The sequence below is a fragment of the Kitasatospora sp. NPDC085464 genome, from assembly GCF_044541955.1.
Classification (GTDB): domain Bacteria; phylum Actinomycetota; class Actinomycetes; order Streptomycetales; family Streptomycetaceae; genus Kitasatospora.
Genome location: NZ_JBITTM010000007.1, coordinates 49,176 through 65,524, shown reverse-complemented (window position 1 = coordinate 65,524; position 16,349 = coordinate 49,176). Strand labels below are relative to the sequence as shown.

The following is a 16,349-nucleotide window of genomic DNA, read 5'->3' as shown; positions in this document are numbered from 1 at the left end:
CAGGTGCCCGGCAACGCCCGTCCGTCGGGTCACTCCCGGCCGCGAAGCCACTCCTCCACGATCTGCGCGGTGAGGGCCGAGTCCTCGCGGATCATCGACAGGTGGTCGGCGTCGACACCGACCACCTGGGCGCCCGGCACGAGCGGCTCGGCCTGGACGCGCTGCTCGATGGGGACCTCGTCGACACCCGTCAGGGCACGGTCGCAGGTGACCAGCAGGACGGGGGCCGTGGTGTGGTGGACCTCCAGGCTGTTGAGCAGGACCATCCAGCGGCCCATGGCGGACAGCCGGGAGTTGGTCAGCCGCACCGGCGAGTCGGCGCCGGTGAAGTTCAGCCGCATCATGCCGGTGTAGTCGGTGCCCTCGTCCGCGTTGTGCTGGAAGCTCAGCGTGTCGAAGAGCACCACACCCGCCGGGCGGATGCCCCACGTGTGCTCCAGCAGGCCGGCCGCGGCGTAGGCGAAGGAGCCGCCGGAGGAGTGGCCGGCGAGGACGAACGGGTGGCCGTCGCCGGCACGCAGGGCGCTCTCGGCGATCACCCGGGTGGCGACCTCGGCAGTGGCGGGCAGCCGCTCGCCGGTGGCGAAGCCGACCAGCGGGAGCGCCGACACCTCTCGCTCGCCGCGGAAGTGGGCGGCGAGCCGCGCGTACTGGTGCACGCCCGCGTTGGCGGTGGGCGCGCTGACGCAGATCAGCCGGGTCGGGCGCGGCCCCTCGGCGAGGCGGGTCGCCCAGGGCAGGTCCTCCAGTTCGGCGGTAGCCTCGAAGGTGGGGCGCAGGGCGGCGACGGTCGCGAGCATGCGCTGAGCCTCGGGCACCTTGCCGTTGGCCAGGGCGTCCGTGAACAGCCGCTCCAGGGAGTCCAGTTCGGGTGCGCCCCCGGGTACGAGGACGGCCCCGTTCTCGCCGTCCTCGGCGCGCTGGTCGGCGATCTCGCTGCGGATCCAGGCAGCGAGCTCGACAGGCGAGCGGCTGTCGAAGACGACGGTCGCGGGCATCCGCAGGCCGGTGACGGCGGCGATCCGATTGCGCAGTTCGACGGCGGTCAGCGAGTCGAACCCGAGCTCGTAGAAGTCGCGTTCGGCGTCGACGGCGTCCGGCGAGATGTGGCCGAGGACGGCGGCGGCCTCGGCACGGACGGTGTCGACGAGGTAGCGCACGCGGTCGCGCTCGTTGAGGTCGAGCAGCTGCCGGGTGAAGCCGGCGGCCGCGTCGGCACCGCTCGCGCCACCGGCTGCGGTACGCCGGGCGGCACGGACGAGCCCGCGGAACAGCGGCGGCACCTCGCCCTGGGGGCGCATGCCCCCGGCGGCCAGGCCCATCGGGATGACGAGCGGTTCGGCGGAGCCGAGGGCGGCCTCGAACAGGGCGAGGCCCTGCTCGACGGAGAGCGGCGGGATGCCGCCGGACTGCATGCGCCGCATGTCGGTCTCACTGAGCTCACTGGTCATGCCCGCCTCCTGGGCCCACGGGCCCCAGGCGAGCGAGGTGCCGGCCAGGCCGAGGGACCTGCGGTGGTCGACCAGGGTGTCGAGGAAGGCGTTGGCCGCGGCGTAGTTGCCCTGGCCGGGGCTGCCCATGACGCCCGCGATGGACGAGAAGACGGCGAAGGTGGCGAGGTCCAGGTGCCGGGTGAGCTCGTGCAGCTGCCAGACGGCGTCGACCTTGGGCCGCAGGACGGCGGACAGCCGCTCGGGGGTGAGCGCGGTGATGATGCCGTCGTCCAGCACGCCGGCCGTGTGGATGACGGCGGTGAGCGGGTGTTCGGCCGGGATGCCCGCGAGCAGGGCCTCGGTGGCGGCGCGGTCGGCGGTGTCGCAGGCGACGACGCGGGCCTCGGCGCCGAGGGCCGCCAGGTCGGCGAGGAGTTCGGCCGCGCCGGGCGCGTCCGGTCCGCGGCGGCTGGTGAGCAGCAGGTGGCGGGCGCCCTTGACGGCGAGGCGGCGCGCGAGGTGGCGGCCCAGGGCGCCGGTGCCGCCGGTGATCAGGACGGTTCCGTCGGGATCGGGCTCCACGGGCATCGTGAGGACGGTCCGGGTGGCGGGCGCCTGGGCGGCGAGCGCGGTGCGGGCCTCGCGGATGTCGTGCGCGACGATGTGAGGCGGGGTGAGCTCGCCGCTTTCCGCCAGGCTGAGGAGTTCCGCGAGGATCGCGGCGGTCTCGTCGGCGTCCGGTTCGGGACGTCGGGCGAAGGCGTCGCCGTCGAGGACGAGGTCGGTGCCCGACGCCGCGCGCTCGACGAGCCGCTCGGGCGGCAGGCCTCGGCCGAGCAGGGCGTCGCGCAGCCCGTCGGGCGCCGTGGCGGACACCTCGGCGCCCAGCCGCAGGGCGAGCTCGACGGCCGCGGTGGCCGGTCCGGTGGCGGTGGCGTGCACGTGGACGGTCCGGCCGGCCGGTTCGCGGCCGAGGGCCTGCCGGGCGGGGACGAAGTCGGCGGCCAGGGCGGCGGCGGCCTCGAACGACCAGCCGTCGGGGAGCGGCGCCAGCAGGCGCCGGTCGGCGACCGCCTTCGGCCCGGCGGGCAGCACGCCGAACACCGCGTCCCCCGGGCGCAGGTCCGGCACGCCGTCACCGACTGCCGTCACCATGCCGGCCCCACCGGAACCGCAGCCAGGGGCGGCGGCCCGGACGGCAACCGCCACCTGTCCGGCCGCGGGCGGCTCGGCCGCCTCAGGGCAGGGCACGAGCGCCATGTCGCCGGGCAGAAGGCCGTCGAGGACCCACGGCGTGCCTGCCGGGGGCAGCAGCCCCGCCGCGTCCACGAGCCGGGCCAGTCGGCCGACCCGCAGCGCGCCGCCGCGGACGGCGAACTGGGCCTCGCCGTCGGCCAGCAGTCCGGGCAGCAGCGGCAGGACAGCGGCCACGTCCTCCGTCCGCTCGACGTCGAGCAGGGCGAAGCGGCCGGGGTGCTCGGAGTTCGCCGACCGGACCAGGCCCCAGGCGGCGCCGCCGGGAAGGTCGCGGACGCTCTCGCCGTCGGCGGCCCGGACGGCGCCCCGGGTCACGAACACCAGCCGCGAGTCGGCGGCCCGGTCCTCGGCCAGCCAGTCCTGGACCAGGGCGAGCGCGCGCGTGGTGTGCGCGTGGACGGCCTCGGGGACGTCGCCTACCGGGCTCTCCAGGGCGACCAGGACGAGGTCAGGCACCGGGCGGCCGAGGTCCGCGAGGGTCGCGGCCGAGGAGCCCGTGCCGTAGGTGTCCCGGCCGAGCGCCGTACAGCGCGGCGCCGTGGCGGCGGGCGGCGCGGCCGGCGCGGGGACCCACTCGATCCGGAACAGCGGGTCCCGGCCGGTGCGGGCGGCGGCCGCGGCGGCCTGCGGGGCGCGCAGGGTGACCGAGCCGACGGTCAGCACCGCGCCGCCCGCCGGGTCCGTGGCGGTGACGGACACGGTGTCCTCGCCGAGGCGGGCGAGGCGCACCCGCAGGGCGGCCGCTCCCCCGGCGTGCAGGGCGACGCCCTGCCAGGCCTGGGGCTGCGGCAGCTGCTCCTCGGTGCCGACGCCGATCAGCACGGCGGCGTGCAGGGCGGCGTCGATCAGGGCCGGGTGGAGGCCGAAGTAGCGGGCGTCCTCGCCGGGTTCGGCGGGCAGCTCGACCTCGGCGAACACCTCCTCGCCGCGCAGCCAGGCGGCGCGCAGGCCCCGGAAGGCCGGGCCGCGTCCGGGCTCGCGATAGAAGCCGTCCAGGTCGACGGCGAGCGCGCCGGCCGGCGGCCAGGCCGCCTGGGCGTAGTCCGGCAGGTCGGCGTCCTGCGGCACGAGGGTGCCGGTGGCGCAGCGCGTCCACGGCTCGTCGGGGGCGGCGTCGCCGGGGCGAGCGTAGCAGGCGACCGGGCGGGCGCCGGTGTCGTCGGGCGCGCCGACCCTCACCTGGACGACGGGCTCGTCGTCCTCGGCGAGCGGCAGCGGGTCGCCGAGCGTGAGCTCCGCGATCCGGCCGCAGCCGACCTGGTCACCGGCCCGGACGGCCAGTTCGACGAAGGCGGCGGCGGGGAAGGCCGGGTGGCCGCCGATCCGGTGGTCGAGCAGCCACGGGTGCACGCGCAGGGCGAGCCGGCTGGTGAACAGCACCCCGTCGGTGTCGTCGGCGAGCGGGACTGCGGCGCCGAGCAGCGGGTGCTCGGCCGGGACGAGGCCGACCGAGGTGACGTCGCCGGAGAGGGCGGCCGGGCGCGGCCAGTAGCGGCGGCGGTCGAAGGCGTAGGTGGGCAGGTCGACCCGGCGGGCGCCGGTGCCGTCGAACAGGGCCGCCCAGTCGACCGGGACGCCGGCCGCGTGCAGCGTGGCGAGGGCGGTGAGCAGGGTGCGTTCGTCGGCGCGGTCCTTGCGCAGAGCGGCGGCGCGGACGCAGTCGGCCGCGTCGTCGCCGAGGCTCTGCTCGGCGAGGGCGGTGAGGACGCCGTCGGGGCCGAGTTCGAGGAAGGCGCTCGTGCCGGCCTCGCGCAGGGTGCGGACGCCGTCGGCGAAGCGGACGGTCTCGCGGACGTGGCGCACCCAGTAGTCGGGAGTCGTCAGGTCCTCGCCCAGGGCGCCGGTGAGGTTGGAGACGACCGGGATCGAAGGAGCGCCGTAGGACAGGCCGTTGAGGACCGTACGGAAGTCCTCCAGCATCGGGTCCATCAGCGGGGAGTGGAAGGCGTGGGACACCCGCAGACGCGTGGTCCGGCGGTCGGCGAACTGCTCCTCGATCGCCGCGACGGCCTCCTCCGTGCCCGAGACGACGACGGAGGTCGGGCCGTTGACGGCGGCGATCGACACGAAGTCGTCCAGCAGGGGCAGGACTTCGTCCTCGGCAGCCTGCACGGCGAGCATCGCACCGCCCGACGGCAGGGCCTGCATCAGTCGGCCGCGCGCCGCCACCAGGGCGCAAGCATCGCCGAGCGAGAACACCCCGGCGACGTGCGCCGCGGCGATCTCGCCGATCGAGTGGCCCGCAACGAACTCCGGCCGCACACCGAGCGATTCGACGAGGCGGAACAGCGCCACCTCGACCGCGAACAACCCGGCCTGGGCGTACGCGGTCCGGTTGATCAGCTCTTCGTCCTCACCCCAGACGACCGTACGCAGCGGCTGGTCCAGGTGCTCGTCCAGTGCCGCGCACACCGCGTCGAAGGCGTCCGCGAACACCGGGAACCGCGCGTGCAACTCCCGTCCCATGCCGAGGCGTTGGGATCCCTGCCCGGAGAACAGGACGGCCGTCGAACGGTCCGCCGCGACGCCGCGGGCGACCTCGGTCAGCCCCTCGCTGCACGCGAGCAGCACGGCCCGGTGCTCGAAGGCGGAGCGTCCGGCGGCGAGCGAGAAGCCGATGTCCAGCGGGGAGAGTTCGAGCGCGCGGGCGCGGGCGAGATGGGTCTCCAGTGCCTCGTCGGAGCGGCCGGAGAGCACCCACGGGACGACGGCGGGCAGCACCCGCTGGTCCTCGGTGCTCTCGGTGTCGGCGGGTGCCTGTTCGAGGATCACGTGCGCGTTGGTGCCGCTGATCCCGAACGAGGACACCCCGGCGCGCCAGGGCCGGTCGACCTCGGGCCAGGGCCGGGCCTCGGTGAGCAGGTCGATCGAGCCCGCCGACCAGTCCACGACCGTGGACGGCCGGTCGATGTGCAGGGACTTCGGCAGCACGCCGTGCCGCATGGCGAGCACCGTCTTGATCACGCCGGCGACGCCGGCGGCGGCCTGGGTGTGGCCGATGTTGGACTTCAACGAGCCGAGCAGCAGCGGCCGTTCGCGGTTCTTGCCATAGGTCGCGAGGAGGGCCTGGGCCTCGATCGGGTCGCCGAGGGCGGTACCGGTGCCGTGGCCCTCGACGGCGTCGACCTCGGCGGCCGACAGTCCCGCGCTCGCGAGGGCCTGGCGGATGACGCGCTGCTGGGAGGGGCCGTTGGGGGCGGTGAGGCCGTTCGAGGCGCCGTCCTGGTTGACGGCGCTGCCCCGCACGACGGCCAGCACCGGGTGCCCGTTGCGGCGCGCGTCCGACAGCCGCTCCAGGACCAGCATGCCGACGCCCTCGGACCAGTTGGTGCCGTCGGCCGCGTCCGAGTAGGCCTTGCAGCGGCCGTCCGCCGCGAGGCCGTTCTGGACGGTGAAGCCGGCGAAGCTCACCGGCGTGGTCATCACCGTCACGCCGCCCGCCAGCGCCAGCGTGCACTCGCCGCCCCGCAGCGCCTGGCCGGCCCAGTGCAGGGCGACCAGCGAGGAGGAGCACGCGGTGTCGACGGTGACGGCCGGGCCCTCCAGGCCGAGGGTGTAGGAGATCCGGCCGGAGAGCACGCTCGATGCGAGGCCGGTGCCGGCGTGGCCGCCGATGTCCTCGCGCGAGTTCATCATCAGGGTGGCGTAGTCGAGGCCGTTGGTGCCGACGAAGACGCCGGTGCGGCTGCCGCCGAGCTTCTGCGGGTCGACCCCGGCGCGCTCCAGGGCCTCCCACGAGGTCTCCAGCAGCAGGCGCTGCTGCGGGTCCATGGCGAGGGCCTCGCGCGGCGAGATGCCGAAGAAGGCCGCGTCGAAGTCGGCGACGGAGTCGATGAAGCCGCCTTCCAGGGTGGCGCTGCGGCCGCGGCCGTCCCGGTCGCCGACGAGCAGGGTCCGCAGGTCCCAGCCGCGGTCCTCCGGGAAGCCGGCGACGCCGTCGCCGCCCTCGGCGACCAGCCGCCACAGCTCGTCGGGCGAGGTCACCCCGCCGGGCAGCCGGCAGGCCATGCCGACGATGGCGATCGGGTCGCCGTCGTCGGCCGCGGCGCCCGCGGCGGGCGGCAACGGCGCCGAGCCGGGCGTGTCGAGGAGTTCGGCCAGGAGGTGCTCGGCGAGGGCCTGGGCGGTCGGGTAGTCGTAGACGGAGGTGGCGGGGAGCTTGAGGCCGGTGGCCGCGCCGAGCCGGGCGGGCAGTTCGACGGCTGTCAGGGAGTCGAAGCCGAGGTCCCGGAATTTGCGGTCCGGGGCGACGGCGGACCGGTCGGCGTAGCCGAGTACGGCGGCGACGTGGGTGCGGACGAGGTCGGTGAGGAGGGCGGTCCGCTCGGTCGGGGTGAGCGCGCGCAGGCGTCCGGTGAGTTCGGAGGCGCCGGTCGCGTAGTCGCGGCGGGTCGCCGCGGCGGCCTCCAGGGCGGTGCGGGCGGCCGGGAGGTCGCGTAGCAGCGGGTTGCCGCGCAGGCCGACGAGGCTCTCCAGGACCTGCGGCTGCGTCAGGTCGAGCAGCACGAGTGCCGGGGCCGGGCGGGTGACGGCCTGGCGCAGGGCTGCCAGGGCGAGGTCGGGGTGCAGGGCCGGGACGGCGGCGCGCTGGGTCCGCCCGTCGTCCTCGGCCGGAGCGCCCGAGCCGATGCCGGTGGCCTCGGCGCCGACCCAGGCGCCCCACGCGATCGAGGTGGCGGGCAGCCCTTCGGCCCGGCGGCGCCGGGCGAGCGCGTCCAGGACGGCGGCCGGGGCCGCGAGGGTGGCCCGGCCGGCGGTGCCGACGGCGCCGGCGACGGAGGAGCAGAGCACGAAGGCCGTCAGGTCGAGGCCGCGGGTGAGCTCGTCCAGCAGGAGCGCGCCCAGGGCACGGACCCGGTGGACGGCGGCGAGGCGCTCGGGCGTCAGGTCGTCGAGGACGCCGTCGTCGACCGTGCCCGCCGCGTGGACGACGGCGGTCAGCGGGGCGTCGGCCGGGATCCCGGCCAGCAGGGCGGCCAGGGCTTCGCGGTCGGCGACGTCGCAGGAGACGATCGTCACGACGGCGCCCAGGCCGGTCAGCTCCTCGGCGAGGTCGGCGGCGCCGGGGGAGTCCGGCCCGCGGCGGCTCGCCAGCAACAGGTGGCTCGCGCCCGCGGCGGCGAGCTGCCGGGCCACGGCGGCGCCCCGGCCGCCGGTGCCCCCGGTGATCAGCACGGTGCCCGGGGTCTCCCCCGGCGTCCAGCCCGCGTCCGGCGCACCGGCCGGGGCCGGCGCCAGCCGGCGGGCGTGGACGGCGGCGGCGCGGATCGCGATCTGGTCCTCGCCGTCCGCGCCGGCGAGGACGGCGGCCAGTCGGCGAACGGCGGACCGGTCCGGCGTCTCGGGCAGATCCACGAGGCCGCCCCACTCCTGGGGGTGCTCCAGTGCGGCGACCCGGCCGAGGCCCCACACGGCGGCCTGCTCGGGCGCGGTCGGCGCGTCGGTGCGGGCCACGGAGACCGCGCCGCGCGTCAGGCACCACAGCGGCGCGGTGACGTCGGCGTCGCGCAGCGCCTGCAGCAGGGTGAGGGTCGCGGCGGCCGGCTCGGCGCCCCCGCCGAGCGCGAGGAGGGACAGGACACCGGTGAACGGGCGCCCGGTCGAGGGTAGTTCGCGCAGCAGCGCGGCGAGCTCGACCCGCTCCGACGCGGGCACGCGCAGGCACAACGCGTCCGGTCCGACGGCCTCGCAGACTGCCGTCGCCCACGCCTCGTCGACGTCCCCGGCCGGCGTCACCACCAGCCACGGGCCGGACGGCCGGGCCGTCGACCCGCCCGGGAGCGCCCGCCAGGACTCGTGGAAGCGCAGCGCGTCCAGCAGGGACTGGTCGCGGTGGTGGCGCCGCCACGCGGACAGGGCGGGGAGCACCGCGCCGAGCGCGTCGCCGTCCACGGCGAGACCGGCGGCGAGCGCGTCCAGGTCCTCGCCCTCGACGGCGGCCCAGAACCGGGCGTCCAGCGGGTCGTCCGGCGCAGCGCCGCCGGGCCGGCCGGCCGGGGCGTGCGTCTGCGGCCAGTAGCGCTCGCGCTGGAACGCGTAGGTCGGCAGGCCGGTGCGGCGGGCGCCGGTGCCGTCGAACAGCCGCGCCCAGTCGACGGGCACGCCGACGACGTGGAGGCGGGCGAGCGCGGTCAGCAGGGCGGCCTCCTCGGGGCGGCCCCGGCGGCCGACCGGCTCGACGACCGCGTCCGGGGCGTCAGCGCGCGGGGAATCGGCCAGCGTCTGGTGGACGGCCGGGGACAGGGCCGTGTCGGGGCCCAGCTCCAGGAAGTCGGTCGCGCCGGCGGCGTACAGGGTCCGGACGCCGTCGGCGAAGCGGACGGTCTCGCGGACGTGGCGCACCCAGTAGTCAGGGGTGCACAGCTGCTCGGGTGCGGCGATCCCACCCGTCAGGTTGGAGACCAGCGGGATCGAAGGCGCACTGTAGGCGAGGCCGTTGAGGACCTCGCGGAAGTCCTCCAGCATCGGATCCATCAGCGGGGAGTGGAAGGCGTGGGACACCCGCAGACGCGTGGTCCGGCGGTCGGCGAACTGTTCCTCGATCGCCGCGACGGCCTCCTCCGTGCCCGAGACGACGACGGAGGTCGGGCCGTTGACGGCAGCGATCGACACGAAGTCGCCCAGCAGCGGCAGGACTTCCTCTTCCGTCGCCTGGACCGCGAGCATCGCACCACCGTCCGGAAGCGCCTGCATCAGCCGGCCGCGAGCAGCGACCAGAGCACAGGCATCGCCGAGCGAGAACACCCCGGCGACGTGCGCGGCCGCGATCTCGCCGATCGAGTGCCCCGCGACGTAGTCGGCCCGCACGCCCAGCGATTCGACGAGGCGGAACAGCGCCACCTCGACCGCGAACAACCCGGCCTGGGCGTACGCGGTCCGGTTGATCAGCTCTTCGTCCTCACCCCAGACGATCTCGCGAAGAGGCAGGTCGAACTGCGCGCAGACCGCGTCGAAGGCCTCGGCGAACACGGGGAAACGCGCGTACAGGTCCCGTCCCATGCGGAGACGTTGGGCTCCCTGCCCGGAGAACAGCAGCGCCGTCCTGCGCTCGCCGTCGACGACACCGCGAGCCACCTCGGTGCCGTCCAGCAGCACCGCCCGGTGCGCGAACCGCGACCGGTCGGCGGCCAGTGACAGGCCGACGTCCACGGGCGAGCCGTCCAGCCCGGCGACCCGCGCCAGCTGCGCGTCCAGCGCCGCCTCCGACGTGCCCGCCAGAACCCACGGCACGACGCCCGGCACGAGCGACGGGTCCGCCACTGGGTCCTCGACCGGCGGAGCCTGCTCGACGATCACGTGCGCGTTGGTGCCGCTGATTCCGAAGGCGGACACGCCCGCGCGGCGCGGTCGGCCGGTGTCCGGCCATTCCTCGGCCTGGGTGAGCAGCCGGATGTCACCGGCCGCCCAGTCGACGTGCGAGGACGGCGCATCCACGTGCAGCGTGCGGGGCAGCACGCCGTGCTGCATCGAGAGCACGGCCTTGATCACGCCGGCCGCGCCGGCGGCGGCCTGGGTGTGGCCGATGTTGGACTTCAACGAGCCGAGCAGCAGCGGCCGTTCGCGGTCCTGCCCGTAGGTGGCGAGGAGAGCTTGGGCCTCGATCGGGTCGCCCAGGGTGGTGCCGGTGCCGTGGCCCTCGACGAAGTCGACCTCCGCCGCCGAGAGACGGGCGTTGGCGAGGGCCTGGCGGATGACGCGCTGCTGGGAAGGGCCGTTGGGGGCGGTGAGGCCGTTCGAGGCTCCGTCCTGGTTGACGGCGCTGCCCCGCACGACGGCCAGCACCGGATGCCCGTTGCGGCGGGCGTCCGAAAGGCGCTCCAGCACCAGGACGCCCGCGCCCTCGGACCAGCCCGTCCCGTCCGCTCCGTCCGCGAACGCCTTGCAGCGCCCGTCCGGGGCCAGTCCGCCCTGCCGCGTGAAGCCGGGGAAGCCGAGCGAGGACGACATCACGGTGACGCCGCCGGCCAGCGCCAGCGTGCACTCGCCGCTGCGCAGCGACTGCGCGGCCAGGTGCATCGCCACCAGCGAGGAGGAGCACGCCGTGTCGACGGTGACCGCCGGTCCCTCCAGGCCGAAGGTGTAGGAGATCCGGCCGGAGACCACGCTGGCGGCCAGGCCGGTGCTCGCGTGGCCCTCGATGTCCTCCTGGGCGTTCATGACGAGCGTCAGGTAGTCCTGGCCGCCGGTGCCGACGAAGACGCCGGTCCGGCTGCCGCGCAGCGCCGCCGGGTCGATCCCGGCGCGCTCGACGGCCTCCCAGGACGTCTCCAGCAGGAGCCGCTGCTGCGGGTCCATGGCGAGGGCCTCACGCGGCGAGATGCCGAAGAACGCCGCGTCGAAGTCGGCCACCCCGTGCAGGAAGCCGCCCTTCGCGGTGGCGCTGCGCCCCCGGTCGCCGGGGCCGCCGCCGAGCAGGGTGTCGAGGTCCCAGCCCCGGTCGGTCGGGAAGTCGGAGATGCCCTCGCGGCCCTCGGCGACCAGCGCCCACAGCTCTTCGGGCGTGCCGATCCCGCCGGGCAGCCGGCAGGCCATGCCGACGATCGCGATCGGGTCGTCCGCAGTGGGGACGACCGCGACGGCCGGGGCCGCCGGCTCCTCGTGCTGTCCGAGCACCTCCGCCAGGACGAGGTCGGCGATCGCGGCGGGGGTGGGGTGGTCGAAGACCAGCGTCGCCGGGAGGCGCAGGCCGGTGACGGCCGTCAGGCGGTTGCGCAGTTCGAGTGCTGTGAGGGAGTCCACACCGAGGTCGTGGAAGTCCCGGTCGGCGGCGACGGCCTGCGGCGAGGCATGGCCGAGGACGACCGCGGCCTCGGTGCGGACGAGGTCGACGACGTGGCGCAGGCGATCGGTCTCGCGCAGCTCGTACAGGCGGGCGGCGAGGGCCGTCATGGTCGCGGCGCCGGTGCCGGTGGCGGAGGCCGTGCGGCGCCCGCCGGGCAGGAGGGCGCGGAACATCGTGGGCACCTCGCCACGCGGGCGCGCCCCGGCGGCCATGCGGCCGGTCGCGACCAGGTACGGCTCGTCGACGGCCATGGCGGCGTCCAGCAGGGCGAGACCGTCTTCCTCGGTGAGGGGCGGGACTCCGGAGGCGTGGATGCGGTGCAGGTCAGCCTCGGAGAGCGTCCCGGTCATGCCCGCCGTGGGCACCCAGGCGCCCCAACCCAGGGACTGCGCGGGCAGGCCCTGCCGGCGGCGCCAGTGCGCCAGCGCGTCCAGGTAGACGTTTGCCGCCGCATAGTTGCCCTGCCCGGCGCTGCCCAGCACGCCGGAGATGGAGGAGAACAGGACGAAGGCCTTCAGGTCCTGGTCCTCGGTCAGCTCGTGGAGGTTCCACGCCGCGTCCACCTTGGGGCGAAGGACGCCCGACAGCCGCTCGGGGGTGAGCGCGCTCACGACGCCGTCGTCCAGCACACCAGCCGCATGCACCACACCCGTGACCGTCCGGCCGTGGAGGGCTTCCGCGAGCGCCCCCCGGTCGGCCGCGTCACAGGCCACCACCTCGACGCGCGCACCCAGCTCCGCCAGCTCGTCCACCAGCTCGGACGCGCCGCCGCGCCTGCTCAGCAACAGCAGTTCGCCGACGCCGTGTTCGGTGACGAGGTGCCGGGCGACGAGACGGCCCAGACCGCCCGTGCCACCGGTGATCACCACCGTGCCCGCGCCCCAGCCCTTCGAAGGTTCGTCGCCGAGGGCGGCACGGGCCAGCCGGCCCACCCGGACGACGCCGTCGCGCACCACCACCTGGGACTCGCCCACGGCCAGCACGGCGTCCAGCGGCAGCTCACGGTCCGCGTCCGGGTCCGCGTCCACGAGGACGAACCGGCCCGGGTTCTCCGCCTCGGCCGCCCGCACCAGGCCCCAGACCGCAGCGCCGGCCAGGTCCGTGACCTCGCCGCCGACCACCGCACCCCGTGTGGCGAACACCAGGCGGGCGTCGGCGAACCGCGGCTCGGCCAGCCACTCCTGCACCAGGCCCAACGCCCACGCCGCCACCTCGTGCACGGCCTCCGGCGTCGAACCGCCCGTCACCGGGACCACCACGGCACCCGGCTCCTCGTCGCCGATCTCAGCCAGCGAGGCGACGTCCACGCCCAGCGTCACCGCCGCCACGCGCTCACCCGCACGCGACGGCGCGGGCACCCACTCCAGCCTGAGCAGCGACCCCGCCGCCGTTCCCTGCGCCACAGCGGCCGGCTCGGCCAACGTCAGGGCCTCGGCCGACAGCACCGGGTCCCCTGCCGCGTCCGCGACGGCGAGCGCGAGCGTCTCCGCGCCCGTGCGCACAAGCCGCGCCCGCACCACGGTCGCGCCCGAGGCGTGCAGCGACACCCCCGACCACGCCGTCGGCACCAGCCCGCGGCCGTCCGCCCGCACCACCGCCGCCAGCAGCGCCGGGTGCACGCCGAACCCTGCGGCCTCGCCGACCGAGTCGCCCGGGAGGACCGCCTCGACGAAGGTCTCCTCGCCGCGCCGCCAGACCGACCGCAGCCCGTCGAAGGCCGGGCCGAGGTCCGCCTCCTCCCGGAGCGCGGTGAGCTCCGCGACGACCGCGCCCTTCGGCGGCCACACCGAGGCGTCGAACTCGGCCGTGCGCTCGCCGCGGACGAGGTCGCCCGTGGCGTGCTCCGTCCACGGGCCGTCGTCGGTGTCCGGCCGGGAGAAGATCCGCACCGGGCGGGCGCCGGAGGCCGCCGGGGCCTCCACCTGGATCTGGACGACGACCGCCCCGTCCTCCGGCAGCACCAGCGGCTCGGCCAGCGTCAGCCGCTCGACCCGGTCGCAGGCGACCTGGTCACCGGCACGGACCGCCAGCTCCAGGAACCCGGCCGGCGGGAAGACCGCCACGCCGCCCACCCGGTGGTCGCCCAGCCACGGCTGCGCCTTCAGCGACAGCCGGCCAGTCAGTAGGGTGCCCTCGGCGTTCGCGAGCGCGACGGTCGCGCCCAGCAGCGGGTGCTCGGCGGGCGACAGGCCGGCGCCGGTCACGTCCCCGATCCGACGGGCCGGGCGCGGCCAGTAGTGCTCGCGCTGGAACGGGTAGGTGGGCAGCTCCACCTGGCGGGCGCCGGTGCCGTCGAACAGCCGCGTCCAGTCGACCGGGACGCCGACGACGTGCAGCCGCGCCAGCGCGGTGACCAGGGTGTGCTCCTCGGGCCGGTCACGGCGCAGCAGCGGGAGCGCGGGGGCGTCCGGGTCCTGCTGGGCGAGGGCGGCGAGGACGCCGTCCGGGCCGACCTCGACGAAGGCGGTGGCGCCGGCCTCGCGCAGGGCGCGGACGCCGTCGGCGAAGCGGACGGTCTCGCGGACGTGGCGCACCCAGTAGTCGGGGGTGGTGAGGTCCGCACCCAGAGCGCCGGTGAGGTTGGAAACAACCGGAATCGAAGGGGCGCTGTAGGACAGGCCGTTCAGGACCTCGCGGAAGTCCGCCAGCATCGGATCCATCAGCGACGAGTGGAACGCGTGGGAGACCCTGAGCCGCGTCGTCTTGCGGTCGGAGAAGTGCGCGCGGATCTCCTCGACGGCCTCCTCGACACCGGAGACGACGACGGAGGTCGGGCCGTTGACGGCCGCGATCGACACGAACTCACCCAGCAGCGGCCGGACTTCGTCCTCCGTCGCCTGCACGGCCAGCATCGCGCCACCCGACGGCAGCGCCTGCATCAGCCGGCCACGGGCACGCACCAGCGCGCAGGCATCCGCCAGCGAGAACACCCCGGCCACATGCGCCGCAGCCACCTCACCGATCGAGTGCCCGGCCACGAACTCCGCCTCCACGCCCAGCGATTCGAGCAGCCGGAACAACGCCACCTCGACCGCGAACAACCCCGCCTGGGCGTAAGCCGTCCGGTCGATCAGCTCCTCGTCCGAGCCCCACACCACCTCGCGCAAGCCCGGCTCGAACTCCGCACACACCGCATCGAACGCCTCGGCGAACACCGGGAACCTGGCATACAACTCCCGCCCCATCCCCAGCCGCTGCGACCCCTGCCCCGAGAACAGGAACGCCGTCGACCGCTCCCCCGCCAACCCGCGCGCGACCTCGGCCCCGTCCACCAGCACCGCCCGGTGCCCGAACCGCGACCGCCCCGCCAGCGACAGCCCCACGTCCACGGGCGAGCCGACCGAGCCGTCGAGGTCGGCCAGCCGCTCCACCTGCGCGTCCAGCGCAGCCTCCGACTTGGCGGACAGCACCCACGGCACCACACCGGGCGCCACGGCGGGCTCGGCGAGTGGGTCCGCGCCCTCCTCCACCGCCTCCTCGACGATCACGTGCGCGTTGGTGCCGCTGATCCCGAAGGCCGACACGCCCGCGCGGTGCGGCCGGTCCACCTCCGGCCAGGCCCTGGCCTCGGTGAGCAGCTCGACCGCCCCGGCCGACCAGTCCACCTCGGCGGACGGGGCGTCGAGATGCAGCGTCTTCGGCAGCACGCCGTGCCGCAGCGCCATCACCGTCTTGATCACGCCGGCTGCGCCGGCCGCGGCCTGGGTATGGCCGATGTTGGACTTCAACGATCCGAGCAGCAGCGGCCGTTCGCGGCCCTGCCCGTAGGTGGCGAGGAGGGCCTGGGCCTCGATCGGGTCGCCGAGCGGCGTCCCCGTGCCGTGGCCCTCGACGGCGTCGACCTCAGCGGCCGACAGTCCGGCGGCGGCCAGGGCCTGACGGATGACGCGCTGCTGGGACGGGCCGTTGGGCGCCGTCAGCCCGTTCGAGGCACCGTCCTGGTTGACGGCCGAGCCGCGCAGGACCGCCAGGACCGGGTGCCCGTTGCGGCGGGCGTCCGAGAGACGCTCCAGCACCAGGACGCCCGCACCCTCGGCCCAGCCCGTCCCGTCCGCCGCGTCGGCGAACGCCTTGCAGCGCCCGTCCGGGGCGAGCCCGCCCTGCCGGGAGAACCCGGAGAAGCTCATCGGCGTCGACAGCACGGTGACGCCGCCCGCGAGGGCGAGCGTGCACTCACCGGCCCGCAGCGCCTGCGACGCCAGGTGCATCGCCACCAGCGAGGAGGAGCAGGCCGTGTCGACGGTGACCGCCGGGCCCTCCAGACCGAAGGTGTACGACACGCGGCCGGACAGCACGCTCGCCGTCAGACCGGTGGTCGCGTGGCCCTCCATGTCCTCGTCCGAGTTCATCACCACGCCGACGTAGTCGACGCCGGCCGTGCCGACGAAGACGCCGGTGCGGGTGCCGCGCAGTCCCGCCGGGTCGATGCCCGCCCGCTCGAACGCCTCCCACGACGTCTCCAGCAGGAGCCGCTGCTGCGGGTCCATCGCGAGGGCCTCGCGCGGTGAGATCCCGAAGAAGCCCGCGTCGAACTCACCGGCCGCGACGAACCCGCCCTCGATCGAGGCGCTGCTGCCGCTGCCCTCGCCGAGCAGCGCGGCCATGTCCCACCCGCGGTCGGCGGGGAACCCGGAGATGCCGTCCCGTCCGTCCGCGACCAGCTCCCAGAGCTCCTCGGGGGTGGTCACCCCACCCGGCAGGCGGCATGCCATGCCGACGATGGCGATCGGCTCGTGCCGTCCGGACTCGGCCTCCAGCAGTCGTTGGCGTGTCTGGTGCAGGTCGGCCGTGACCCACTTGAGGTAGTCAACGAGCTTGCTGTCGTTCGACATGGGGGGTGGTGCCTTCCTGTGTTGAGGCGGGTCTCTCAGCGGTTC

At 75.7% G+C, this 16,349-nt stretch carries 1 protein-coding gene; it reads right to left on the bottom strand.

What is annotated here, in order from left to right:
• Window positions 1-29 precede the first annotated feature (29 nt).
• Window positions 30-16,304: a type I polyketide synthase gene (locus ACIGG8_RS08045; RefSeq protein ID WP_396546380.1), complete on the bottom strand. Its 16,275-nt coding sequence runs from the start codon at window positions 16,302-16,304 to the stop codon at window positions 30-32.
• Between the last annotated feature and the right edge of the window lie 45 nt (window positions 16,305-16,349).

What these genes read in the sequence shown, in the direction of transcription:
- ACIGG8_RS08045 (WP_396546380.1), bottom strand. Translation starts at nt 16,304, where the DNA reads ATGTCGAACGACAGCAAGCTCGTTGACTACCTCAAGTGGGTCACGGCC.